Consider the following 23,221-nt stretch of genomic DNA (forward strand, 5'->3'; position numbering starts at 1 on the left):
CTCCTCCCCGTCGGCCTCCAACTTGTTCCGTCCGAACAAGTGCCCTTCCCCATGCCCCGGCTCCTCCTGGCCGCGCTGCTCCTGCTGTGCAGCGGCCTGTTCCCCGCCCTCGCTGAAGACGTCGAGGCCAGCGACATGGTGCGCGGCGGCCTGCAGGCGATCCAGATGATCGACCGGAACGAGGCCGGCGAGCTGTGGGACGGCGCCACGCCCGCCACCCGCAAGCGCATCACCCGCACCGACTTCGCCAGCAAGGTGGCCAGAAGCCGCGCCCCGCTCGGCGGGCCGCAGCAGCGCACCTGGGTGGCCGTGCACCGGCAGGTCGTGACCGACCCGGACGCCGATGCGGCCGGCCAGTACGTCAGCGTCGAGTACGAGACCCGCTTCGGCAACACGCCCGAGCGCACGTTGCGCGAACGGGTGAGCTTCCGGCTCGACGCCGACCGCATCTGGCGCTTCAGCGGCTATGTCGTGCGATAGCCGAGATGCCGATAGACTCGCGCCCACAATGCCCACACGCTGGAAACCCAATGTCACCGTGGCCGCGGTGATCGAGCAAGACGGCCGCTTCCTGCTCGTCGAAGAGCAGACCGACGACGGCCTGAAGCTCAACAACCCCGCCGGCCACCTCGACCCCGGCGAGTCGCCCGAGGACGGCTGCATCCGCGAAACGCTCGAGGAAACAGCCCACGCCTTCACGCCGACCGCGCTGCTCGGCGTGTACATGGCGCGCTCGGCCGAGCAACCCGACGTGACCTACATGCGCTTTGCCTTCACCGGCGAACTGGGCGCGCGCGAGGAAGGTCGTGCGCTCGACGAAGGCATCGTGCGCACGCTGTGGATGACCGTGGACGAAATCCGCGCCAGCGTGGCGCGCCATCGCAGCCCGCTGCTGCTGCGCTGCGTCGAGGACTACCTGGCCGGCAAGCGGCATCCGCTCGCGCTGATTCACACCGAAGACAGCGTGCGGCAGCCCCGCTGAGGCCTGTTCAGACGATGACGCCGCCTCCGAGGCAGCGCTCGCCGTCGTACAGCACGGCCGACTGCCCCGGCGTGACCGCCCATTGCGGCGCACCGAAGCGCAGGCTGAAGGCGCCGTTGGCGCCCTCGCCCAGTTCGCAGGCTGCGTCGGCCTGCCGGTAGCGGGCCTTCGAACCGTAGGCGCCCGCGGTGGGCGCCTCGCCGGCGACCCAGCTCGCGTCGTCGGCCTTCAGTTCGGACGACAGCAGCCACGGATGGTCGTGCCCCTGCACCACCCACAGCGTGTTCTTTTCGACGTCCTTGCGCGCGACGAACCAGGGCGAATGGTCGCCCGCGCCGCGCTGTGCACCCTTCTCCTTCACGCCGCCGATGCCCAGCCCCTGGCGCTGGCCCAGCGTGTAGAAGCTCAGGCCCTGGTGCTCGCCGAGCTTGCGGCCGCGGTCGTCCTTGATCGGGCCCGGCTCCTTGGAGATGTAGCGGTTCAGGAAGTCGCGGAACGGCCGCTCACCGATGAAGCAGATGCCGGTCGAGTCCTTCTTCTTCGCGTTGGGCAGGCCGATTTCTTCCGCGATGCGGCGCACCTCGGTCTTGTGCAGCTCGCCGACCGGGAACAGCGTCTTGGACAGCTGGGCCTGGTTCAGGCGGTGCAGGAAGTAGCTCTGGTCCTTCGAGTTGTCGAGCCCCTTGAGCAGCTCGTGCCGGCCCGTGGCCTCGTTCAGGCGCACGCGGGCGTAGTGGCCGGTGGCGATCTTCTCGGCGCCCAGCCGCATGGCGTGGTCGAGAAAGGCCTTGAACTTGATCTCGGCGTTGCACAGCACGTCGGGGTTCGGCGTGCGGCCGGCCTTGTACTCGCGCAGGAACTCGGCGAACACGCGGTCCTTGTAGTCGGCGGCAAAGTTGACGTGCTCGATCTCGATGCCCAGCACGTCGGCCACGCTGGCGGCGTCCACGAAGTCGATGTTCGACGAGCAGTACTCGCTGTCGTCGTCGTCTTCCCAGTTCTTCATGAAGATGCCGACCACCTCGTGCCCCTGCTGCTTGAGCAGGTGCGCGGTGACCGCGGAGTCCACCCCGCCGCTCAGCCCGACCACGATCCGTTGTTTTGCCATAAGCCCGCCATTGTCCCAGCCCGGCGACAGGGGCATCCGGCGTGTGGGAAATCGGGAAAACCCGTGTCGCCGGCTTGTCAGTCGCCACTCCACGATGCGAAAGGCCGGCGCTACAGTGCCCCGAAACACAGCGGAGACAACACGCATGGCGACCCCTTCCCTCTCTGGCAACCCCACCCCCTGGACGCGCAACTACCCGCCCGGCATGCGCTGGGACGCCGAGCTGCCCGTCAAGCCGGTGCAGCAGATGCTCGACGAAGCGGTCGCGCGCTGGCCCGACCATTCGGCCGTCGAGTTCATGGGCCAGTCGCTCAGCTACCGCCAGCTTGGTGCAGCGGTCGACCGCGCCGCCAAGGGCCTGCAGGACCTGGGCGTGAAGCCGGGCGTGCATGTCGGCCTGTACCTGCCGAACACGCCGCACTACCCGATCGCCTTCTTCGCCGTGCTCAAGGCCGGCGGCACGGTGGTGAACTACTCGCCGCTGGACGCCGAGCGCGTGCTGGCCCACAAGATCGAGGACAGCCGCACCGACATCCTCGTCACGCTCGACCTCGTGAACCTCTACCCGCTGATGGCGCGCCTGCTCGACAGCTCGCGCCTGAAGACGCTGGTGGTCGGCAGCCTTGGCGACTACGGCGCGGCGGGCGACAAGGTGCAGGCCCAGCTGCAGGCCGCGGGCCAGATCGCGCCCGTGCCGGTGGACGCGCGCCACGTGCGCTTCACCGACCTGCTCAAGAGCGAAGGCACGCACCAGACCTACCCGCTGGGCGACCTGGCCGAAGAGATCGTGGTGCTGCAGTACACCGGCGGCACCACCGGCCTGCCCAAGGGCGCGATGCTCACGCACGCCAACCTCACGTCGGCCTCGGCGCAGTACTACGAATCGACGCGCGGCGAGCCGCCGATCCTCGACGAAGGCAAGGAGCGCTTCCTGGTCGTGCTGCCGCTGTTCCACATCTTCGCGCTCAGCGCCGCAATGCTGCTGGGCGTGCGCCTGGGCGCGGCGCTGGTGCTGCACACGCGCTTCGATGTCGACGCGGTGATGAACGAGCTCGCGGCCAGCAAGATCAGCGTGTTCCCCGGCGTGCCGACCATGTACACCGCCATCCTTTCGCACCCCAAGGCCAAAGAGATGGACCTGCGCTCGCTGAAGTTCTGCGGCTCGGGCGGCGCGCCGCTGCCGGTGGAGGTGGAGCAGCGCTTCTTCGAACTCACCGGCTGCCACCTCAACGAAGGCTGGGGCATGACCGAGACCTCGCCCGTGGGCACCTTCACGCCCGCGCGCGGCGTGCGCAAGGCCGGCTCGTGCGGCATGCCGCTGCCGCGCGTGCGCATCAAGCTCGTGAGCCTGGACGACCCGACCCAGGACGTGACCGCGTTCGGCGAGCCCGGCGAGCTGTGCGTGCAGGGACCGAACGTCATGAAGGGCTACTGGAACAACCCGAAGGCCACCGCCGAGTCGATGACCGCCGACGGCTACTTCCGCAGCGGCGACGTCGCGAAGATGGACGCCGACGGCTACCTGTACATCGTCGACCGCACCAAGGACATGCTGCTGTGCGGCGGCTACAACGTGTACCCGCGCGTGCTCGAGGAAGCGGTGTACGAACACCCTTCGGTGGCCGAGGTCTGCGTGATCGGCGTGCCGGACGAGTACCGGGGCCAGTCACCGAAGGCCTTCGTGAAACTGAAGGACGGCGCGGACGACCTCACGCTCGACGCGCTCAAGAGCTTCCTGAAGAACCGCCTGGGCAAGCACGAGATGATCGGCGCGCTCGAGATCCGCGCCGAGCTGCCCAAGACCGCCGTGGGCAAGCTCTCGAAGAAAGACCTCGTGGACGAGGAAGCCCGCAAGCGGGCCTAGGCTTTACGGCTTCTTCTGGCCAAAGGCCTCGGCGAGCAGCTCGTACGAGCGCAGCCGGGCGGCGTGGTCGAACACCTGCGAGGTGATCATGAGTTCGTCGGCGCCCGTGCGCGCCACGAACGCTTCCACGCCCTGCTTCACCGTCTCGACCGAGCCCACCGCCGAGCACGACAGCACCGAGTCGAGCAGCGCGTTCTCGGCCGGCCCGACCTTCTGGCGGTAGTTCTCCACCGGCGGCGGCAGGCGCCCCGGACGGCCGCTGCGCAGGTTCACGAAGGCCTGCTGCCACGAGGTGGCGCGGAACTCGGCCTCGGCGTCGGTGTCGGCCGCGAACACGTTGAAGCCCAGCATCACGTACGGTTTCTGCAGCTGCGCCGAAGGCTTGAAGGTCTCGCGGTAGATCTGGATGGCCTGCATGATCTGCTGCGGCGCGAAGTGCGAGGCAAAGGCATACGGCAGCCCCAGGTGCGCCGCCAGCTGCGCGCCGAAGGTGCTCGAGCCGAGAATCCACACCGGCACCTCGAGCCCCGCGCCGGGCACGGCGCGCACGGCCTGCTGCGGGTTCTTCGACATGAAGTCCATGAGCTCCATCACGTCCTGCGGGAACTGGTCGGCGTCCGACTCCAGGTTGCGCCGCAGCGCGCGCGCGGTGCGCTGGTCGGAGCCGGGCGCGCGCCCCAGGCCCAGGTCGACGCGCCCCGGGTACAGCGACTCCAGCGTGCCGAACTGCTCGGCGATCACCAGCGGCGAGTGGTTGGGCAGCATCACGCCGCCGGCGCCGATGCGGATGGTGGAGGTGCCCGCGCCCACGTGCGACAGCAGCACGGCCGTGGCCGCGCTCGCGATGCCCGGCATGCCGTGGTGCTCGGCCAGCCAGTAGCGCGTGTAGCCCAGCTTCTCGCCGTGCTGCGCCAGCGACAGCGAGTTGCGGAACGACTGCGCGGCATCGCTGCCTTCGGTGATCGGGGAAAGGTCGAGGATCGAAAGCGGAATCATGGCGCGATCATGGCGCGAACCGCCCGATGCCGTCACGCGCGGGGCTATTCGGTTTGGTATAGCGTCGCGACGCTCGCGAAATCGCGCCCGTGCTGCGTCACATGGACCTGGAAGGGCACGCTCTCGCCCGGCGCGATGGCCGGCAGGTTCTCGATCAGCTTGAAGCCGGTCAGCTGGTCGTTGCGGTCGCGCAGGCTCACCCACAGCCGCACCTTGGCCGCGATGGCCGTGCCGGGGTTCTTCACCGTGCCCGTGACCTCCACGCTCTTGTAGGTGAAGCGCTGGCTGAAGTTGAGCAGCACGCTGCCGGTGCCGGCCTGGGTGCCCGTCACCTGCACCTCCAGCGGCTTGCGCGGGCCGGGCAATGCGGCGCGGCGCATCGGCTTCCACTCGACGCGGGTCTGCGTGATGCGGTCCACGGCCTTGGGCTCCAGCAGGACCGGAAAGCGCTCGCCCGGGTACAGATAGGCCAGCGCATCGAGGCGCGTGGTGCCGTCGGCCGTGCTGCCGCCGAAGCGCGAGATCACGGCGCCGGGCGCAATGGCGATGGCGTCGGTGCTGCGGTTCACCAGCTCGGTCATGAACAGCGGCCGCTGGATCGTGCTGCGCCCTGCCACCAGTGGCAGCAGTTCGAGCTGCCGCGGGTCGAAGCGCTCGCTGTCGTCGGCCAGCAGGTCTTCGGTGCCCAGCCGCAGGTCGGGGTGGAAGGCCTCCGGCGCGCCGGCGGTGCGGATCACGCGGTCGGCGCTCAGCACCGTGGTGCGCGCGCCCGAGGGCGTGTCCGTGCGGTAGCCGATGCGGTAGTCCCAGGCCGCGATGGCGGCGCCGCGGCCGAAGCGGCTGAGGTCGACATCGATCGCCGTGCGTGCGCCGGGCGCCAGCTCGGACCCCGGCGCATGGCCGCGACCGACGCCGATCACCTGGCCCGCGTCGTCGTACAGCGTGACCAGCGCCTCGATGCTGCCGAACGCCGGCGCACCGGGCGCACCCGCATGCACGAGGCGCCCGACCAGGCGCACGCGCTCGCCCTGCTGCACCAGCCGCACGCGCGAGAACGCCAGGCGCGGCCCCTCGGCGGCGCTGCGCGGTTCGGACAGCTTCTCGACCGTCACGTCCTGCCGCGTGACGTTCTGGCCCGAGGGCAGGTCGACCAGCATCGGCGCGGACTCGCCGGGCATCAGCACGTCGATCGGCAGGGATTCGCTGCGCTCGTTCAGCCGCGTGTCGCCGTCGTGGAACACCACCTTCAGGCCGGGCCGTTCGAGCGGCCGGCCGGTCTCGTTGCGCGCCAGCACCAGGAGCTTCGGCCGCTCGCCGACCAGCACCTGGCGCGGCTCGGAGAGCTTCAGGCCGTCGGTCGCGATGGTGCGCTCGACGATCGCGCGCGCCACCGAAGGCGTATCGCTGCGCTTGCCGGAGCCGAACAGCAGCATCGCGACCTGGACGGCCACCGCCACGCCGAGAAAGCCGATCACGACGAAGCCGATCGTGCGCACCATCTGCTTCTGGCGCAGCGCCTGTTCGGCCGCGATCTGCTGGCCGGCGTGGTGCTTGACCTGCTGCAGCACGCGCTCGAGGCGGTCGGACACGTCGTCTTCCACCAGCGACATCGAGCCGCAGTGCGAACAGGTGTATTCGTTCAGGCCGGTGCGGCGCAGCGCGCTGCTGCCGCACTCGCCGCATTTGAGGGTCTGCAGGTCGATGCTCATGTGTTTTCTTTTTTGTCTTACCAGCCGAACACGTCGACGACGTTTTCGGCTGCTGCGGCACTGCCCAGCAGCGGCACGAGGCGCTCGACCAGGCGCGCGCGGTGCACCGGGTCGACCTCGCAGTCGTCCTCGTCGGTGAAGATGGCGTCGCCCGCTTCGTCCCACACCTGGCCGATGGTGCCCAGGCAGGCGGCCATCTCGAAGATGTCGGCAAAGAGCGGCTCGTCTTCCTCCCAGGCGCCCGTGCCGTGCATCGCGAACTGGATCGCGCCGGTGCGCAGGTCGAAGATGAACGGATCGGCGCCCTGGTCGGCCACCACCAGCCAATGCGCGGGCCAGTCGGCGATGCGCTCGCCGGTGATGCCGTGCCAGCGGTAGCCCGCCTGCAGCTGCCACAGGCGCGAGAGCGCGGGAATGCTGAACGGGTTGCCCGTGGTCGGCACCGTGAGGCCCGCGTAGCCCACGCGCTCGTTGACCCACTCGCCGAGCGGGCCGACCTGTTCGTAGAAGGTAGCGAGGGCGGCGGGCAGCGCCAGCTCGCCGTGCCAGTGCTCGGCGGCGGATTGCGGCGCCAGCGCGCCATGGGAAGCCAGGGCCGCGCGGGCCTGTTCGATCGATGCCACGAGGTTGTTCTCCGTTCAGGTCAGGCGGGCGGCTTGCTGCAATGCGGTGCGCAGTGCGTCGATGTCGCCGGGTGCGACCTCGTGCACGCCCGGCACGCCGGCCAGGCCGCAGGCCGTCGATGCCACCACGGGCACGCCGGCCGCCACGGCGCGCAGCAATGCGCGCGGGGCGTGCTCGACGTGCGCGGGCAGCACGACGACGCTCGCACCGGCCAGCACGTCGCCTTGCCAGTTCATGTGTTCAATGGGTTCGATGCCCTGCCAGAGCCGCGCGTCGTCCGATGGCGCGCCCAGCACGCGCAGGCGGCACGGCCAGCCTTGCAGCGCGGCGGCGAGCTCGCGCGCGCCCTTGCGTGCCAGCGCGCTGGCGGCGAACACGACGAGCGGCGGCTCTTCGCGCTTGCTGTGCGCGGCCTTCACCTGCGGCAGCGCCCAGTCGAGCCGCTGCAGCGTGGCCTGCGGCGCGTACGTCGCCATGGCCTGTGCCACTGCAGCATGCGGCGTGACGACGACCGCCGCGCGCGCGAGCGCCAGCGCTTCGTCGCGCACCAGCGATGCATCGGCGCGGAAGTCGCGCAAGGTGGCGTCGCCAGGCCAGCGCTGCGACGCGGCATCGAGCTTCTTTTCAATGTCGGCCATCGGCAGTGCGCTGGCCAGCACGGTGATGCGGCGCCCGTCGAGCACGCCGAGGCGCTGCAGATGCGGCAGCAGCGATTGCTCGACCACCAGATGCGTGTGCGCAGGTACCAGCCGCGCGGCGAAGGCCTGCGCGAGCCAGCGCTGGCCGTCGATCAGGCTGGCCTGGCGCCGGCCCGCCTGCCGCGCCCAGAGCCGCTGCCACACAGCGCGGCGCAGGCTCGCGGCCCAAGGCGTGGTCACCGCTGCGTTCGTCGCGGGCTCGCGATGCCAACCCACAGCAGGCACGCGCCAGAACGCGAGCCGCAGCGGCACGGGCTGCATGCGCTGCGCCTGCGGATGCGCCTCGCGCAGGTGGCGCGCGAACTCCGGCGTCCAGCCATCGACGAGCACGGCGGTGCGCCCTGCGGCGCCGACATCGACCGGCGGACGGTGGCGAAAGCACGCCGTCTGGTCGCAGCTCAGGCAGCCGCGCGCCAGCGGCAACGCGGTAGGCGTGTCGTCGTTCGTGCGCCGCAGCGTGACGGGCTCGGCCGGCACCGCCCGCGGCGTGCGCGCGCGGATGCGCACCACGAGCTCCGTATCAGTCAGCGCCACTTCGAGCCGCCAGGCGTGCCGGGCGCGCAGCTTCACGTCGACGTAGTTCCAGAACACCGTCGCATCGACGGCATCGCTGTCCGGCGCATCGGCCTGCTCGATGCGCGCCGTGTGGCCGTGGCGCTCGACCAGCTCGAAGCCCGCGCGCACGGCCACGGTGGCCAGTGCGTTCGACAGCTGGCACAGCCCGCCGGCCAGCGTCGGCACCACGCAACCGCCGCGCACCTCGCGCCCGACCACGAAGCCGCGCCCGGCGCCCGGTCGCCCCAGCTGGCGCCAGAAGCTCAGCACCTCGCCGGCCGGCACCTCGATGGCGTCGAAGGCCGGCCGCGCCACGCGCAGGTTGTGCACCTTGCCGGCGACCAGCGGAAATTCGTCGGCCCGGCCGTCGGACCACAAGGGGGTTCGGTGCTGCGCGAGCACCGGCGCATCGGCCAGTGCATGTTGGCCTGTGGGCCAGCGCCGGGCCGAGGGCCGCAGGGTTTCGCGCAGGGCATGGGCCGTGGCGAGCAGCCGCGAGCGCAGCCAGAAGTCGATCGCGTCGATGCGGCGCGGCGGCTGCCAGGCCTGCGCACTCACGCGGTGGGGCCTCGCTTGCGCCATTGGCCGAGGTCGGCTTCGATGCGCTCGTTGATGTTGCCGCTCCATTGCGCGCCGAAGCCGGCGTCGCGCAGCAGCTCGACGATGCGGCGACCGACCACGACGGTGTTGGCTTCGCGCTGCGCGATCTCGGGGATCATGCCGCCGCTGAAGGCGAGGTACAGGCGGCCGGAGCGCACGGCGCCGTCCAGGTCCTGTGCGTGATAGAAGCAGCAGCCGCGGATGCCCGACTCGAGCCGGCCCGCCGCGCGCCACTGCTCGCGCACGTCGTCGTGCCCGTCGGACAGCGTGTTGCCGGCGCGGTGCAGGGCGATGATCTTTTCGCTGCGCAGCTGCGCGAACACGGCCTCGAGCCGGTCGTACTCGGTCTGCGCGGGCCACTGCGCCTCGGCGGCGCGCTTGGCGGCGCAGGCGCGCGTGGTTTCGGCCTTGATCCAGGCGCGGTCCTCGGGCGTGAGCTCATCCGGATCGAGGTACTCGTCGGTGATCATCCAGCCGATGTCGGCATCGGCATGGAAGCCGCTCCACACCAGGTCGTGGATGCGTCCGCGCGTGTCTTCGGGGTCGAGAGTGAGGGCCATGCGTAGTGGGTCGTCGCTTGGTTGGCGACGGATCGTGCTTTCATTTTTCGCGGTCGGAACGACGCTCGATTCTCGCGTGTCCGCACCACGGCGATGCGTTAATGCGAAAGCATGCGCTCTGGCGGCCATCCCTCCCGCGCCCAAATCATGAGGGATGCGCAAGGCCAAGGCAATGTGACTTTCGGCCAAGAATTCACGGTCATGGCCCATGAAAAAAGCCGGCCCTGCGTTGGCAGGGCCGGCTTTTCATGAGGACCTGGAACCTTCGCCGATCCCGTCGGCGAAGCATTCGGGCTGTTGCTTACAGCGGCAGTGCGTCGCCGTGGGCAGCAGCGCGGGCTGCGGCGCGAACCGCAGCGCGGTCGACGGTGCTGGCGACGATCGGGGCCACGCCCGACGAAGCGCCTTCGGCGTACGGGTCGGCGCTGTGTGCGGCGACGACAGCGTCGGCACGCACGGCGGCGCGGCTGGCGGTCGACACGATCACTTGCGCGGGGCCTGCGTTGGCGCCGGTGGCGTAGGGGTTGGCGCTGTGCGCGGCCACGACGGCTTGGGCGGCGACGTCGGCGCGGCTGGCGGCCGAGGTCAGTTGATGCACGCCTTCATAGCTTTCGGCATGGGCGGCGCCGGCAACGGCCATCAGGGCAACAGCAACGGCGGAGAGGATCTTCGAGGCGGTCATTTGGATTTCTTCCTTCTTCAATTCAGTTCAAGTTCTTGCTTTGGATGTCGAACCGGTCTTGGGTGGGTCACCGCCCCTCTGTTCTTTTTCGGAGGGCGGCCACCTCGCTCGGGGCCCTGTTCACCCAGATCAGCTTTGAGGGCTGGTCCGTGAGATGAATTGTGCGCCTCGATCTAGGTAAAAACCCGTAGCAAAACGAACCGCGGTGTTCACGGATTCGAAACAATTGAAGGCCGTGGGCGCGCCTCAGGCGTTCGCGACCGCACTGCCGAAGAGCGCCAACGCCGGAGCGATCCGCTCGGCGGGCGTGTTGCCGAAGCCGAAGACGAAGCCGGTGCGGACCTGCTCGCTCAGGCAGTAGGCGGAGATCGCGGGCACGTCGATGCGGTGCGCCAGCAGCGCCTGGGAAACCGCCGCATCGTCGATCGGCGTGCGCGAGATGGCCGACAGATGCAGCCCCGAGCCGGTGGTCGACAGCTCGAAATCGCGCCCCACCAGCGTCCTGAAGCAGTGCTCCATGAGCTGCGCGCGTTCGCGATAGCGCACGCCCATGCGCCGGATGTGGGCCGCCAGCTGCCCGCTCGCCATGAAGTCGGCCACCACGCCCTGGGTCGGCATGGACGCCTTGAACGAGAAGATCTGCGTGGCGCAGGCGAAGGCGTCCGCCAGGTCGGGCGGGACCACCAGGTAGGCCAGGTTGAGCGCGGGCGAGATGGAACGGTTGAAGTTCCCGATGTAGATGACCCGCCCTCCGTGGTCCAGCGCCGCCAGCGGAGGCAGCGGCCTGCCCCGGAAATGGAAGGCGTTGTTGAAGTCGTACTCGATCACCCAGGCGTTGCGCTCGTGCGCCCACTGCAGGAGCGAGAGGCGCCGCTCCAGCGGCATCGTGCTGCCGAAGGGGAACTGGTTGGTGGGCGACGCCACGATCAGCCGCGCGTCGGGCGCATGGCTGTCGAACCGGCTGCTGTCCAGGCCCTGCAGGTCGATGGGCACGGGCACCAGGTCCGCGCCGAAGCCCATCAAGGCGGCAAGCCGGGTGATGTAGCCGGGGTCTTCCACGATGATGCGATCGCCGTGGTCGGTCAGCACCTGGCCTGCCAGCACGAAGCCCTGCGTCGTGCCGTCGACCACGAGCACCTGGTCCGGCAGGCAGGAAATGCCGTGTGCCTCGCCCACATAGTCCGCGATCTGCTGGCGCAGTTCGGGCAGCCCCATCGGCGCGCCGTAGCCCAGCTCCGCGGCCGGCGCCGAGCGCCAGTACTGCGACGAGACCTTGGCGAACTGCTCGAACGGCAGCTGGTCGAGCGCGGGAACGGTCGGGCTGAGGTCGAACGTGGCATTGCGCTCGGGCGGCAGCGCCAGTTCGGACATCGCCTGCGCGCGCCGCGAGATGTGCCGGGGCGCCGGCGCGGCGACGGGGGCGTTCGACGGCGCTCCGGCCGGCGCGCTGCGCTCCTCGGGCAGCATGGCGGCAATGTAGGTGCCCGCCCCGACGCGGCCGCTGACATAGCCCTCGGCCAGCAGCCGTTCGTAGACCAGGACCACGGTGTTGCGCGACACGCCGAGTTCCGCGGCCAGCTGACGGGTGGGCGGCAGCCGCGAGTTCTTGGAGATCCGGCCCTGCACGATGGCCTGGCGGATCTGCTCGAACACCTGGACGTGCAGCGGATCGGAGCCGCTGCGGTCCAGCGAGAGCGAACTCCAGGTCGGGTAGTTGAAGTGCCGCGGCATACGAGATCTCCATGCCGCCCGTGCCGGACAGGCTGCGGCGGCCTTCGAATATACGGCCCGGTCGCCCGCGCTAGGCGCCCGCAAGCATGCGCAGGACCTCCTCGTGGCGGCGGGGGTTGCCCGATGCGACCAGCCGATTGCCGGAGTAGATCGTGAGCGGGCGCCCCTCCCAATCGGTGATGACGCCGCCGGCGCCCTCGATCACCGGCACCAGCGCGCAGTAGTCGACCTCGCGGTGGCGGCCGCAGTCGATGCCGATGTCGATCGTTCCGTTGGCGATGCAGCCGTACGCATAGCAACTCGATCCGTACACGCACCACTTGGCGGCGCTGCGCAGCGTCTCGAACGCCTCGCGCTCGCGCGGACCGAAGGGCTCCGGGTTGCTGCACGACACCAGCGCGTCGGCCAGCGACGGGCATTCGCGGCTGCGGATGCGCTGGCCATTGAAGGTGGACGGCTGGCCCTGCGCCCCGGCCCATCGGTCGTTGGTGATCGGATGGTCGATCACGCCGATGATCGGCGTGCCGTGGCGCGCCAGCGAAATCAGCGTCCCGTAGATGGGAATGCCCGTGATGAAGGCCTTGGTGCCGTCGATCGGGTCGAGCACCCAGACGTACTCGGCATCGAGATCCTGGCCCTCGAACTCCTCGCCGAGGATGCCGTGCGAGGGATAGCGGTGGCGGATCAGCGTGCGCAGCGTCTGCTCGACATGCTTGTCCACGACGGTGACGGGGCTGTCGTCCTCCTTGGACTCGAAGCCCCTGCGGCTGTACAGGTTCTCGCGCAGGATGGCGCCGCTGGCGTCGGCCAGCCCATGGGCGAAGGCGAGGAATTCGGCCATCGCCGACTCGGGAACGGAAGAAGTGGACACGCGGTCTCCTGGATCAAGTGGGCATGGGCCCGGTGCCGTGCTGCGCCGGCAAGTGGCGAAGATGGCGAGACATGCGGTGCTCCAGCCGCCGCACCAGGTGGTTGGCGGCGAACGCGAAGGCAAGGTAGATCAACCCGGCCGCAATGAAGATCTCGTAGGGGGCGAAGGTGCGCGCCACCAGGGTGTTGGCCACGCCCGTCAGCTCCGACAGCGTGATGGCGCTGGCCAGCGAGGTGCGCTTGATCGTCTTGATCACCTCGTTGCCGTAGGCTGGCAGCGCCAGCAGCATCGCCCGCGGCAGGATGACGTGGCGGTACAGCGCACCGAAGGACAGCCCGAAAGCCTGGCCGGCCTCGACCTCTCCGTGCGGCACCGCCTGGATCGCCCCGCGGAAGATGTGCACGGCGTAGGCCGTCGTGTTCAGCACGAAGGTGATGACGGCGCACCAGTACGGCTTGCGCAGGTAGGGCCAGGCCCAGCTGTCGCGCACCGCATCGATCTGGGCAATGCCGTAGTACACGATGAAGATCTGCACCAGCAGCGGCGTTCCCCGGAAGACCTGCGAGAACACCTCGACGGGCCAGCGCAGCCACCAGGCCTTCTGGACGCGCACGATGGCCAGCGGCACCGCCAGCAGCGTCGCGAGCACCATCGTGATCGCGAAGAGTTCCAGCGTGAGCAGCGCGCCCTGCCAGAGCACCGGAAGGCTCTCGACAATGAGTTCGACATCCATGGTCAGGCCGTCCTTTCGCCGCGGGAACCGCGGCGCTCGAGCTGATGCAGCACGAGCGAACTCAGCACGGTCAGCGTGAGGTAGATGGCGCCGGCACTGAGGTAGAAGAACAGGGCGCGGCGCGTGTCGCTGGTGGCCAGTTCGGAGGCCTTCATCAGCTCGCTGAGCCCCACGATGGAGATCAGCGAGGTGTCCTTGAGCGTCGAGATCCAGATGTTGCCCAGGCCCGGCAGCGCCAGCCGCAGCATCTGCGGGCACTGGATCACGAAGAAGATCTGCAGGGTGCCCATGCCCACGGCCATGCCGGCCTCCACCTGCCCGCGGGGAATGGCCGTGAGCGCGCCGCGGAACACCTCCGAGGCGTAGCCGCCGAAGATCAGTGCCAGTGCAAACACACCCGCCGGATACGGCGGGATCTCGACCATGCCCGCGTCGGGCCTGACCAGCGCGAGCAGCCGGCTCAAGACCACCGTGCTGCCGAAGTACACCATCAGGATCAGCAGCAGTTGCGGGATGCCCCGTATCGCCGTGATGTAGGCCTCGGCCAGCCAGCGCACCGCCTTGAAGCGGGACAGGCAGGCCGCCGCGCCCAGAAGCCCCAGCGCGATGCCGAACACCGACGACACCAGCGCCACCTCCACGGTCGTCCAGGCGCCTTGCGCGATGGTCGGCCCCCAGCCGTTGAACATGTCCATGGTGTCGTCAGCAATCAGTGAGCGGATTCGGTGGCGCGACGGCGTCAGTGCCAGACCGCGGGCAGCACACTGAAGCTCCAGTACTTCTGGTTGATCGCCTTGAAGGTCCCGTCGGCAAACATGCCCTTGAGCGCCGCGTTGATCTCGTCGCGCAGCGCCGTGGCCCCCTTGGGTAAGCCGACGGCCACGCCTTCGCCCAGGTACTTGGGCGCCTCGATCTCGGGGCTGACGAACTCGTAGTTGCGCCCTTCCGGCTTCTCCAGGAAGTCGGTGCGAACCTTCATGGGACTCACGAGCATGAGGTCGATGCGGCCGGCCACGAGGTCCAGCAGCATGTTCTCGGCCGAGTCGTAGCGCGTGATCTCGACGCCGGAGAACTCGCCCGCAAGGTAGCTGTCGTTCGTGGTGGCCCGCTGCACGCCCACCACCTTGCCCTTGAGCGCACCGGCGTTGGGCGTGTGGTCGGGCTTCATCGGGAGCAGCCCCCCGTTCTTGCGGCCCACGAAGCGCGCCGTGGAGGCCCGGTAGGGAACGGAGAAGTCGATGCTCTTCTTGCGCGCCTCGGTGATCGACAGGCTCGACGTGACGACGTCGATCTTCCTGGAAAGCAGCGCGGGAATCAGGCCGTCGAACCCCAGGCAGACGAACTGCACGTTGGCGTTCATCCGCCGCCCGATCTCGCGGGCGATGTCGATCTCGAAGCCCTTCAGCTCGCCCGACGCATCGCGGTAGTTGAAGGGCGGATAGGTGCACTGCACCCCGGCCTTGATCTCGCGGCCCATGGCGGCGACGGAGCACGCGGCCAGCAGGCCTGCGAACAACCATTTCTTCATTTCGTCTCCAGTTCTTGGTTCGTGATGTCGTGGCTACAGAACGCTGTCGAGGAACTTGCGGCAACGCTCGCTGCGCGGGTTGCCGAACACGTCGGCAGGCGCCCCGCGTTCCTCGATCTTTCCCTTGTGCAGGAAGGCGACCTCGGTCGAGACCTCGCGTGCGAACGCCATCTCGTGGGTGACCATCACCATGGTGCGCCCCTCCTCGGCCAGCAGGCGGATCACCTTCAGCACCTCGCCCACGAGCTCGGGGTCGAGCGCGGACGTGGGCTCGTCGAACAGCAGCAGCTTGGGCTCCATGGCCAGCGCGCGGGCGATCGCGCAGCGCTGCTGCTGGCCGCCCGAGATGTGGGCCGGGTAGTGCCGCAGCCGATCGCCGAGCCCGACCTTCGCCAGCAGTGCTTCGGCCCGTTCCGTCGCTTCGCGGCGCGACAGCCCCAGCACCTTCATGGGCGGCATGGCCACGTTCTCCAACACGGTCATGTGGCTCCACAGGTTGAAGTTCTGGAACACCATGCCGATGCCCGCGCGCAACCGGTTCACCTGGCTCTTGCTGGCAGGGCTCGCCTGCCCTGCCGACGACCGGCGCATGCGGATCTCCTCGCCATCGATGGCGACGGTGCCGGCGTCGGGAACTTCGAGCAGGTTGAGGCAGCGCAGGAAGGTGCTCTTGCCCGAGCCGCTGGCGCCGATCAGCGTGACCACGTCGTGCTCGTGGGCGCACAGGTCGATGCCGCGCAGCACGTCCAGTGCGCCGAAGCGTTTCTCGATGCCGGTGGCAGACACGATCTGCCTGCCCTGTTGTCGTTGGGGGTCGCTCAAGTGAGTTCCTTTTGAACGGTGCTGGCGCTTCGCCTAGAAGGTCCCGGGATAGGCCCCGCCGTCGAGCAGCAGATTCTGTGCGTTGATGTAGCCGGCATGGGCACTGCACAGGAAGGCGCAGGCGCGGCCGAACTCCATCGGATCGCCGAAGCGCGCGGCCGGGCTGCGGCCCTGCCATTCGGTCTGCTCGGCCTCGAACGAACGCCCCGACCCGGCCGCGGCAGCCTCCACCGTGGCGCGCAGGCGATCGGTGGCGAACGAGCCGGGCAGCAGGTTGTTGATGGTGACGTTGCGATGCGCCGTGCGCCGCGCCAGGCCCGCCACGAAACCGGTGAGCCCGCTGCGCGCGCCGTTGGACAGGCCCAGGATGTCGATGGGCGCCTTCACCGAGGACGAGGTGATGTTGACGATGCGGCCGAAGCCGCGCGCCATCATGCCGTCCACCGTCGCCTTGATCAGCTCGATGGGCGTCAGCATGTTGGCGTTGAGCGCCACCATCCAGTCGTCGCACGTCCATTGGCGGAAGTCGCCCGGCTTGGGGCCTGCGGCATTGGTCACCAGGATGTCCGGCGCGGGGCAGGCCTCGAGGACGAGCGCCCGCCCCTGCACCGTGGTGACGTCGGCGGCCACCGTGCGCACGTGCACGCCGGTGGCCTCGCGAATTTCGTCAGCGGTGGCCTCGAGCGCTTGTGCGCCGCGCGCCACGATGGTGAGCGATGCGCCGTCTTCCGCCAGCGCGAACGCGCACGCCCGGCCCAGCCCCTTGCTCGCGGCGCACACCAGCGCCGTCTTGCCCTTGATTCCCAGATCCATGGAGACCTCTTGCCTCAGATGAAGTTCGCGGCGACCGTGCCGAAGCGGTCGAACGAGGAATGCACCCGCATGCCCTGCGAGGCGCGGTACTGCCGCGTGAAGGACCCGGACATCACCTGCATCCCCGCCTCCAGCGCCAGGCCGAATTCGGCCAGCTTGTTCGCCAGCCACAGCACCGAGAGCAGCCCGCCGCCCTGCATGACCGCCGAGCCGGAGGCCGTCTCGCTGACGGCGCCATCGACCTGCACCGTCACGTTGGCGCCAGCCAGGTCGCGGTTGTCTGCCGTCAGCGGCACGGCCGCCCCCGTCACATAGGCCTTCTGCTGCGCGTTGTCCGCCATGGCCAGCGCCAGGTTGCCGGCGAACGGACCGCGGACCTCCACGATCTCCAGGGCCGGCGCCGCATGCGTCACGGCGGCTGCGACTTCCTCCAGGCTCACGCCGGGTCCGCGCAGCGTCTTGCCGATGGACAGGCACAGCTCGTTCTCGAAGCCGGGCGCGATCAGTTCGGAAAAACGATAGGCCTGGCCGCTCGCATGCCGGCCGCTTTCCAGCAGATAGCCGAAGCAGGGCTCGTGCACCTGCTGCTGCACGCGCATGGCCTCGGCGGTGAGGCCGACCTTCCAGCCCGTCTGCCGCTCGCCCCTGGCCAGGCGCTTGTGCAACAGGGCCAGCTGCACTTCGTAGCCCTGCTGCAGGGAGAACTTCCCGGCCCATTCCGACGGCATGTGGCGTCCGTCCTCCATGGCTTGCCAAAGGGCGCCCGCAATGTCTTGGGTGTTCATCGCATCCTCATCGTGTGGTTGGGTGGTGTTCCAGGTAGGCGGCCAGGCGGCGAACGCCGTCGTCCAGGCGCGGCGTGCCGCTCGCGTAGCACCAGCGCAGGTAGCCTTCGCCCTCGGGGCCGAAGGCCACGCCGGGCGCCAGCCCCAGCCCGGCCTCGGCCACGAGCTGCTTGCAGAACGCGAGGCTGTCCGTCACGCCTTCGACACGGAAGAAGGTGTACATCGCGCCCCGCGCGGGCGCGGCGAGCTCGACCCCCGGCACGCTCCCCAGGCGCGCCGCCAGGTGGTCCCTGCCCTGGCGCAGCCGCTCGACGGTGCGGGCAATGGCATCTTCCCCGCGCGCCAGGGCGACCACCCCCGCCGCCTGGACGAAGGGCGGCGCGCAGGTGCTGCTGTACTCGATCAGCTTGCCAATGTCGCCCAGCATCGCCGGCGGCACGACGATCCAGCCCAGGCGCCATCCGGTCATGCGCCAGGCCTTGGAAAAGGAATTGCAGCTGATGACCCGGTCCTCGGGCGTCGCGATGTCCAGGAAGGACGGCGCGCACGGCGCATCGAAGCTGATGCGCTGGTAGACATCGTCGCTGACGATCCAGATGCCCAGGCGCCGGCAGTGCGCGAGAATGGTCTCCTGCGACTCGCGCGAGAGCGTCCAGCCCGTCGGGTTGTTGGGCGCGTTCAGCAGCAGCGCGCGGGTGCCCGGCCGAAGCGCCTCCAGAAGGCGCTGCTCGTCGAGCACCCACCCCGCCGCGGTGAACTGCAATGCGACGGTCTCGACGTGCGCGCCCAGCACCTTGGGCATCTCGACCAGGTTGGGCCACAACGGCGTCACGGCCACGACCCGGTCGCCGGGGTTCAGCAGCGCCTGCAGGGCCAGCATCAGCGCATGCGTGCCCGAACTCGTCACCGCCACCCGTTCGACGCCGATCGGGCCATGCCAGCGCGACAGGTAGCGGGCGATCTCCTCGCGCAACGCGGGCTCGCCCAGCGTCTGGACGTAGAAGGTGCGCCTGTTCTCGAGGGCTGCGATCGCAGCGCCGCAGATCTCGTCCGGCGTCTCCTCGTCGGGCTCGCCGAACCAGAAAGGCAGGATGTCCTTGCGGTCCATGCCCGCATTAGCGACCTCGCGGATCTTCGAGGACCGCAGGGCCTGGACTTCGGCGCGTGCGACGGTCGATGGCGGGCAGTGGGAGGCGGCGCTCTGCATGTCGTGCTTGTCTCGGTGTTCTATGGCCTGCATGCTCCGACGCCGCACGGTGCGGGACAAGGACCAATTCCGTGCGCCGGGGCGGACCAATCGCGGCGGACCGGCCGACGGCGATGCGCGCGCCCCCCTGCGGCCACCCCGACGTCCGCAGACAGCGTGGCCGTGCGACGCCCTGCTTCTTCGCGACGGCCGACCATCTCCGGCGATGCGCTGCTGAACGGCGCTATTCAGCAGAACGGCCGGAGCCAATGGGTTGATTGCCGCCGGGAATTGCCCCTCTGAACACAGTCATTGCCGTCGAAAAGGGGCTCCCGTCAAACGCTTCCCCTGCGCTCAACGGCCAGACGAACAAAGAGGCTGCATTTCCTTGGCAAAACAGCACTTTCCCGGGCACGACCGCCCATGGAGAGAGTTCGAAATAAAAAGGGCAAAAAAAAGGCCTGCCTTCGAAAAGGCAGGCCTTCATTGAAACGCTCAAGGAGCCGGTTTCAGAACGGAATGTCGTCGTCCATGTCGTCGAAGCCCGACGACGACTTGGCCGGCGCCTGGCGCGGCGCCGGTGCCGGGGCACGCGGTGCGGCTGCGGGAGCACGCGGGGCGTAACCGCCACCGCCACCGCCGCCGCCGCCACCACCACCACCTTGCGAGTAACCACCGCCGCCGCCCCCGCCTTGCGAGTAGCCGCCGTCGTCTTCCGGACCGCCCGACGGGCCGCCCTGGCCCTGGCGGCTGCCCAGCATCTGCATCTGGTCGGCGCGGATTTCGGTGGTGTATTTTTCGATGCCGTCCTTGTCGGTCCACTTGCGCGTGCGCAGCGAGCCTTCGACGTACACCTGCGAGCCCTTGCGCAGGTACTGGCCGGCGATTTCGGCCAGGCGGCCGTTGAACACGATGCGGTGCCATTCGGTGGCCTCGCGCATCTCACCGCTTTGCTTGTCTTTCCAGCGATCGGTGGTGGCCACGGTGACGTTTGCGACCTGATCGCCGCTCGGGAATGTCCGCATTTCGGGGTCGCGCCCCAGGTTGCCGACGACGATGACTTTATTGACCGATGCCATATGCACTGCCCCTGATAAGTAGATGAAGGAGGAGGTTGAGAGGAACCCTCCATTCTGCCTGAGCCGAAATCGGCCCGGCGCCGGCCAGCCTGGGCGGGGGCGTCCGCCGCCGTCCATCCCCTGGTCATGACAGGCGGAGCCGGCGCCTCTATCATGTCCGGTTGCCCTCGGACGACCGCACCCCTTGAATTCACCCACCACTGAAGACACCCCGGAGCGTGACGCCTACCTTGGCGCCCTGCTCGCCCAGCAGCGCATCAGCATCCGCGGCGCGCGCACCCACAACCTGAAGAACGTCGATCTCGACATCCCGCGCAACAAGCTGGTGGTGATCACCGGCCTGTCGGGCTCGGGCAAGTCGAGCCTGGCGTTCGATACGCTGTATGCCGAGGGGCAGCGGCGCTACGTGGAAAGCCTCTCGGCCTATGCGCGGCAGTTCCTGCAGCTCATGGACAAGCCCGACGTCGACGTGATCGAGGGCCTGTCGCCCGCCATCAGCATCGAGCAGAAGGCCACCAGCCACAACCCGCGCTCCACCGTGGGCACGGTGACCGAGATTCACGACTACCTGCGTCTCTTGTACGCCCGCGCCGGCACGCCCTTCTGCCCCGACCACCACCTGCCGCTGCAGGCGCAGACGGTGTCGCAGATGGTCGACGCGGTGCTGGCCCTGCCCGACGAGCCCCGGCTGATGATCCTGGCGCCCGTGGCGCGCGAGAAAAAAGGCGAGTTCCTCGAGCTCTTCACCGAGATGCAGGCGGCCGGCTACGTGCGCTTTCGCGTCGACGGGCAGACCTACGAATACAACGACCTGCCCAAGCTCAAGAAGACCGAGAAGCACGACATCGATGTGGTCATCGACCGCCTGCGCGCGCGCCCCGACATGCAGCAGCGCCTGGCCGAGAGCTTCGAGGCCGCGCTGCGCCTGGCGGAGGGCCGCGCCATTGCGCTGGAGCTGGGTGCAAAGCCGGAAGGCAGCGCCGATGGCGCTGCGGGCGCGCCCGACAAGGAGCACCTGTTCAACGCCAAGTTCGCCTGCCCGATCTGCCACTACTCGCTGTCGGAGCTCGAGCCGCGCCTGTTCTCGTTCAACTCGCCCGTGGGCGCCTGCCCGAGCTGCGACGGCCTGGGCCACCGCGAGGTGTTCGACCCGGTGCGCGTGGTGGCGTTTCCGTCGCTGTCGATCGCCAGCGGCGCCATCAAGGGCTGGGACCGCCGCAACGGCTACTACTTCAGCATGGTCGAGAGCGTCGCCAAGCACTACAAGTTCGACGTCGACGCGCCCTTCGAGTCGCTGCCGGCCTCGGTGCAGCAGACGCTGCTGCACGGCTCGGGCGGCGAAGAGATCAAGTTCAACTACACCATGGAGTCGGGCAACTTCGCGGGCAAGAAGCTCACGAAGAAGCACCCCTTCGAGGGGATCATCCCGAACATGACGCGGCGCTACCGCGAGACCGATTCGGTGATGGTGCGCGAAGACCTCGCGCGCTTTCGCAACCAGCAGCCCTGCCCCGACTGCGGCGGCTCGCGGCTGCGGCGCGAAGCGCGCAACGTGTTCCTGGTCGACGACGCCGGGCACGTGGGCGCGAACGGCGGCGAGCCGCCGCGCATGGCCATTTTTGAACTCAGCCACCTCACGCTGCGCGACGCCTACGCCTGGTTCAGCACGCTCAAGCTGCGCGGTGCCAAGGCCGACATCGCCGACAAGGTGGTGCGCGAGATCGGCCTGCGCCTGAAATTCCTCAACGACGTGGGCCTCAATTACCTGAGCCTGGACCGCAGCGCCGAGACGCTCTCGGGCGGCGAGGCGCAGCGCATTCGCCTCGCGTCGCAGATCGGCTCGGGCCTCACGGGCGTGATGTACGTGCTCGACGAGCCCAGCATCGGCCTGCACCAGCGCGACAACGACCGCCTCATCGGCACGCTCAAACACCTGCGCGACATCGGCAACAGCGTGATCGTGGTCGAGCACGACGAGGACATGATCCACGCCGCCGACCACGTGATCGACATGGGCCCGGGCGCCGGTGTGCACGGCGGGCGCGTGATGGCGCAGGGCACGTATGCCCAGGTGTCGGCCAACCCCGAGTCGCTCACCGGCCAGTACCTCTCGGGCGTGAAGAAGATCGAGGTGCCCAAGCACCGCACCGCCTGGCTGCCGGCCGTGAAGAAGCCGGCCTTCAACGAAGGCAAGAAGCCCTCGCGCTTTCCGCAGAGCCCCGCGGCCGAACGCCGCGCCGCGCGCGAGGCGGCGCACCTGGCCTCGCAGACCGACCTGCAAGAAATCCGCGTCGTCGGCGCCACCGGCAACAACCTGAAGAACGTGAGCGTGGCCTTCCCCGTGGGCCTCTTGACCTGCGTGACCGGCGTGTCGGGCTCGGGCAAGTCGACGCTGGTGAACGACACGCTCTACACCGCCGTGGCGCGCACGCTGTACCGCGCGCACGAAGAGCCGGCCGCGCACGAGTCGGTGGAAGGCATCGAGTACTTCGACAAGGTCATCAACGTCGACCAGTCGCCCATCGGCCGCACGCCGCGCAGCAACCCGGCCACCTACACGGGCCTGTTCACGCCCATCCGCGAGCTGATGGCCGAGACCAACACCGCGCGCGAACGCGGCTACGGCCCGGGCCGCTTCAGCTTCAACGTGGCCGGTGGCCGCTGCGAGGCCTGCCAGGGCGATGGCGTGGTGAAGGTCGAGATGCACTTCCTGCCCGACGTGTACGTGCCCTGCGAGGTCTGCCACGGCCAGCGCTACAACCGCGAGACGCTCGAGGTCCAGTACAAGGGCCGGAACATCGCGCAGATCCTCGAGATGACGGTCGAGGTGGCGCACGAGTTCCTGAAGGCCGTGCCGACCATCGAGCGCAAGCTGCGCACGCTGCTGGACGTGGGCCTCAGCTACATCAAGCTCGGCCAGTCGGCCACCACGCTGTCGGGCGGCGAGGCGCAGCGCGTGAAGCTCGCGCTCGAACTCAGCAAGCGCGACACGGGCCGCACGCTCTACATCCTCGACGAACCGACCACCGGCCTGCACTTCGCCGACATCGAACTGCTGCTGAAGGTGCTGCACCAGCTGCGCGACGCGGGCAACACCATCGTCGTCATCGAGCACAACCTGGACGTCATCAAGACCGCCGACTGGCTCATCGACATGGGCCCCGAGGGCGGTGCCGGCGGCGGCACGGTGGTGGGCGAAGGCACGCCGGAAGACATCGCGGCGAACGAGGCGAGCCACACGGGGCGCTACCTCAAGCGCCTGCTGTAGCCGCGCCGCCAGCACGAATGCGCGGGC

General features: G+C 69.0%; 21 protein-coding genes. 4 read left to right on the forward strand and 17 right to left on the reverse strand.

Features of this window, described 5'->3' with window-relative positions; genetic code table 11:
* Nucleotides 1-51: 51 nt before the first annotated feature.
* Nucleotides 52-480 carry a DUF4019 domain-containing protein gene (locus VHAB30_RS23710; RefSeq protein WP_095949750.1) on the forward strand — a complete coding sequence of 143 codons (429 nt, stop codon included), beginning with the start codon at nt 52-54 and terminating at the stop codon, nt 478-480.
* A gap of 28 nt (nt 481-508) precedes the next feature.
* Nucleotides 509-982: an NUDIX hydrolase gene (locus VHAB30_RS23715; protein WP_070063403.1), complete on the forward strand. Its 474-nt coding sequence runs from the start codon at nt 509-511 to the stop codon at nt 980-982.
* A gap of 7 nt (nt 983-989) precedes the next feature.
* On the opposite strand, the gene mnmA is transcribed toward VHAB30_RS23715, so the two are convergent.
* The gene (gene mnmA / locus VHAB30_RS23720) at nt 990-2,090 is read right to left on the reverse strand and encodes a tRNA 2-thiouridine(34) synthase MnmA (protein ID WP_070063404.1); all 1,101 of its coding nucleotides are present in this window, start codon (nt 2,088-2,090) and stop codon (nt 990-992) included.
* 145 nt (nt 2,091-2,235) lie between these two features.
* Between mnmA and VHAB30_RS23725 the strand changes: the two genes are divergently transcribed.
* Entirely contained in the window at nt 2,236-3,954 is a 1,719-nt protein-coding gene (locus VHAB30_RS23725; protein ID WP_159278799.1) for a long-chain-fatty-acid--CoA ligase, read from the forward strand.
* Nucleotides 3,955-3,957: 3 nt separating this feature from the next.
* Here the strand turns inward: VHAB30_RS23725 and VHAB30_RS23730 are convergent, their stop codons facing one another.
* From VHAB30_RS23730 to ssb, 16 genes are all read right to left on the reverse strand, one after another.
* Nucleotides 3,958-4,950, reverse strand: a complete 993-nt coding sequence (locus VHAB30_RS23730; RefSeq protein ID WP_159278800.1) for an LLM class flavin-dependent oxidoreductase — start codon at nt 4,948-4,950, stop codon at nt 3,958-3,960.
* A gap of 44 nt (nt 4,951-4,994) precedes the next feature.
* Nucleotides 4,995-6,659: an FxLYD domain-containing protein gene (locus tag VHAB30_RS23735; protein ID WP_159278801.1), complete on the reverse strand. Its 1,665-nt coding sequence runs from the start codon at nt 6,657-6,659 to the stop codon at nt 4,995-4,997.
* 17 nt (nt 6,660-6,676) lie between these two features.
* The gene (locus VHAB30_RS23740) at nt 6,677-7,282 is read right to left on the reverse strand and encodes a hypothetical protein (protein WP_095950683.1); all 606 of its coding nucleotides are present in this window, start codon (nt 7,280-7,282) and stop codon (nt 6,677-6,679) included.
* Nucleotides 7,283-7,297: 15 nt separating this feature from the next.
* Nucleotides 7,298-9,094 (reverse strand): VanW family protein, encoded by a 1,797-nt coding sequence (locus VHAB30_RS23745; protein WP_235926905.1) that lies wholly within the window; start codon nt 9,092-9,094, stop codon nt 7,298-7,300.
* Complete coding sequence (locus VHAB30_RS23750; RefSeq protein WP_159278803.1) at nt 9,091-9,696, reverse strand: DUF6891 domain-containing protein; 606 nt, start codon at nt 9,694-9,696, stop codon at nt 9,091-9,093. The genes VHAB30_RS23745 and VHAB30_RS23750 overlap by 4 nt, the downstream gene beginning before the upstream one ends.
* 301 nt (nt 9,697-9,997) lie before the next feature.
* The gene (locus VHAB30_RS23755) at nt 9,998-10,378 is read right to left on the reverse strand and encodes a helicase SNF2 (protein WP_159278804.1); all 381 of its coding nucleotides are present in this window, start codon (nt 10,376-10,378) and stop codon (nt 9,998-10,000) included.
* A 246-nt stretch (nt 10,379-10,624) separates the two neighbouring features.
* Nucleotides 10,625-12,109, reverse strand: a complete 1,485-nt coding sequence (pdxR, locus tag VHAB30_RS23760; RefSeq protein WP_159278805.1) for a MocR-like pyridoxine biosynthesis transcription factor PdxR — start codon at nt 12,107-12,109, stop codon at nt 10,625-10,627.
* A 70-nt stretch (nt 12,110-12,179) separates the two neighbouring features.
* Nucleotides 12,180-12,980, reverse strand: coding sequence for an inositol monophosphatase family protein (locus VHAB30_RS23765; RefSeq protein ID WP_206167823.1), 801 nt, complete (start codon nt 12,978-12,980; stop codon nt 12,180-12,182).
* Nucleotides 12,981-12,993: 13 nt separating this feature from the next.
* Nucleotides 12,994-13,713: an ABC transporter permease gene (locus tag VHAB30_RS23770; protein ID WP_062480468.1), complete on the reverse strand. Its 720-nt coding sequence runs from the start codon at nt 13,711-13,713 to the stop codon at nt 12,994-12,996.
* A 2-nt stretch (nt 13,714-13,715) separates the two neighbouring features.
* Nucleotides 13,716-14,408: an ABC transporter permease gene (locus VHAB30_RS23775; protein WP_159278806.1), complete on the reverse strand. Its 693-nt coding sequence runs from the start codon at nt 14,406-14,408 to the stop codon at nt 13,716-13,718.
* 44 nt (nt 14,409-14,452) lie between these two features.
* A complete protein-coding gene (locus VHAB30_RS23780) occupies nt 14,453-15,241 on the reverse strand; it encodes a transporter substrate-binding domain-containing protein (protein WP_159278807.1) in 789 nt (262 codons plus the stop codon).
* 33 nt (nt 15,242-15,274) lie between these two features.
* On the reverse strand, nt 15,275-16,063 hold the full coding sequence (locus VHAB30_RS23785) for an ABC transporter ATP-binding protein (RefSeq protein ID WP_070063414.1): 789 nt from the start codon (nt 16,061-16,063) through the stop codon (nt 15,275-15,277).
* Between the two features lie 33 nt (nt 16,064-16,096).
* Nucleotides 16,097-16,876, reverse strand: coding sequence for an SDR family oxidoreductase (locus tag VHAB30_RS23790; RefSeq protein WP_159278808.1), 780 nt, complete (start codon nt 16,874-16,876; stop codon nt 16,097-16,099).
* 14 nt (nt 16,877-16,890) lie between these two features.
* A complete protein-coding gene (locus VHAB30_RS23795) occupies nt 16,891-17,661 on the reverse strand; it encodes a 2-keto-4-pentenoate hydratase (RefSeq protein WP_159278809.1) in 771 nt (256 codons plus the stop codon).
* Between the two features lie 7 nt (nt 17,662-17,668).
* On the reverse strand, nt 17,669-18,868 hold the full coding sequence (locus VHAB30_RS23800) for a pyridoxal phosphate-dependent aminotransferase (RefSeq protein ID WP_159278940.1): 1,200 nt from the start codon (nt 18,866-18,868) through the stop codon (nt 17,669-17,671).
* A 488-nt stretch (nt 18,869-19,356) separates the two neighbouring features.
* Nucleotides 19,357-19,926, reverse strand: a complete 570-nt coding sequence (ssb, locus tag VHAB30_RS23805; RefSeq protein ID WP_070063418.1) for a single-stranded DNA-binding protein — start codon at nt 19,924-19,926, stop codon at nt 19,357-19,359.
* Nucleotides 19,927-20,110: 184 nt separating this feature from the next.
* Here ssb and uvrA point away from each other — a divergent pair, with 184 nt between their 5' ends.
* Nucleotides 20,111-23,194, forward strand: a complete 3,084-nt coding sequence (uvrA, locus tag VHAB30_RS23810; RefSeq protein WP_174250277.1) for an excinuclease ABC subunit UvrA — start codon at nt 20,111-20,113, stop codon at nt 23,192-23,194.
* The last annotated feature ends 27 nt before the right edge of the window (nt 23,195-23,221 follow it).

The organism is Variovorax boronicumulans, from assembly GCF_009811375.1.
Lineage (GTDB): Bacteria > Pseudomonadota > Gammaproteobacteria > Burkholderiales > Burkholderiaceae_C > Variovorax > Variovorax boronicumulans.

Excerpts from the sequence above, each read along its gene's own strand:
- VHAB30_RS23800 (WP_159278940.1), bottom strand. The coding sequence starts at position 18,868 with ATGCAGAGCGCCGCCTCCCACTGCCCGCCATCGACCGTCGCACGCGCC.
- VHAB30_RS23755 (WP_159278804.1), bottom strand. The coding sequence starts at position 10,378 with ATGACCGCCTCGAAGATCCTCTCCGCCGTTGCTGTTGCCCTGATGGCC.
- VHAB30_RS23715 (WP_070063403.1), top strand. The coding sequence starts at position 509 with ATGCCCACACGCTGGAAACCCAATGTCACCGTGGCCGCGGTGATCGAG.
- VHAB30_RS23710 (WP_095949750.1), top strand. The coding sequence starts at position 52 with ATGCCCCGGCTCCTCCTGGCCGCGCTGCTCCTGCTGTGCAGCGGCCTG.
- VHAB30_RS23795 (WP_159278809.1), bottom strand. The coding sequence starts at position 17,661 with ATGAACACCCAAGACATTGCGGGCGCCCTTTGGCAAGCCATGGAGGAC.
- VHAB30_RS23780 (WP_159278807.1), bottom strand. The coding sequence starts at position 15,241 with ATGAAGAAATGGTTGTTCGCAGGCCTGCTGGCCGCGTGCTCCGTCGCC.
- VHAB30_RS23735 (WP_159278801.1), bottom strand. The coding sequence starts at position 6,659 with ATGAGCATCGACCTGCAGACCCTCAAATGCGGCGAGTGCGGCAGCAGC.
- VHAB30_RS23725 (WP_159278799.1), top strand. The coding sequence starts at position 2,236 with ATGGCGACCCCTTCCCTCTCTGGCAACCCCACCCCCTGGACGCGCAAC.
- mnmA (WP_070063404.1), bottom strand. The coding sequence starts at position 2,090 with ATGGCAAAACAACGGATCGTGGTCGGGCTGAGCGGCGGGGTGGACTCC.
- VHAB30_RS23750 (WP_159278803.1), bottom strand. The coding sequence starts at position 9,696 with ATGGCCCTCACTCTCGACCCCGAAGACACGCGCGGACGCATCCACGAC.
- VHAB30_RS23775 (WP_159278806.1), bottom strand. The coding sequence starts at position 14,408 with ATGGACATGTTCAACGGCTGGGGGCCGACCATCGCGCAAGGCGCCTGG.
- VHAB30_RS23770 (WP_062480468.1), bottom strand. The coding sequence starts at position 13,713 with ATGGATGTCGAACTCATTGTCGAGAGCCTTCCGGTGCTCTGGCAGGGC.
- VHAB30_RS23730 (WP_159278800.1), bottom strand. The coding sequence starts at position 4,950 with ATGATTCCGCTTTCGATCCTCGACCTTTCCCCGATCACCGAAGGCAGC.
- ssb (WP_070063418.1), bottom strand. The coding sequence starts at position 19,926 with ATGGCATCGGTCAATAAAGTCATCGTCGTCGGCAACCTGGGGCGCGAC.
- VHAB30_RS23790 (WP_159278808.1), bottom strand. The coding sequence starts at position 16,876 with ATGGATCTGGGAATCAAGGGCAAGACGGCGCTGGTGTGCGCCGCGAGC.
- pdxR (WP_159278805.1), bottom strand. The coding sequence starts at position 12,109 with ATGCCGCGGCACTTCAACTACCCGACCTGGAGTTCGCTCTCGCTGGAC.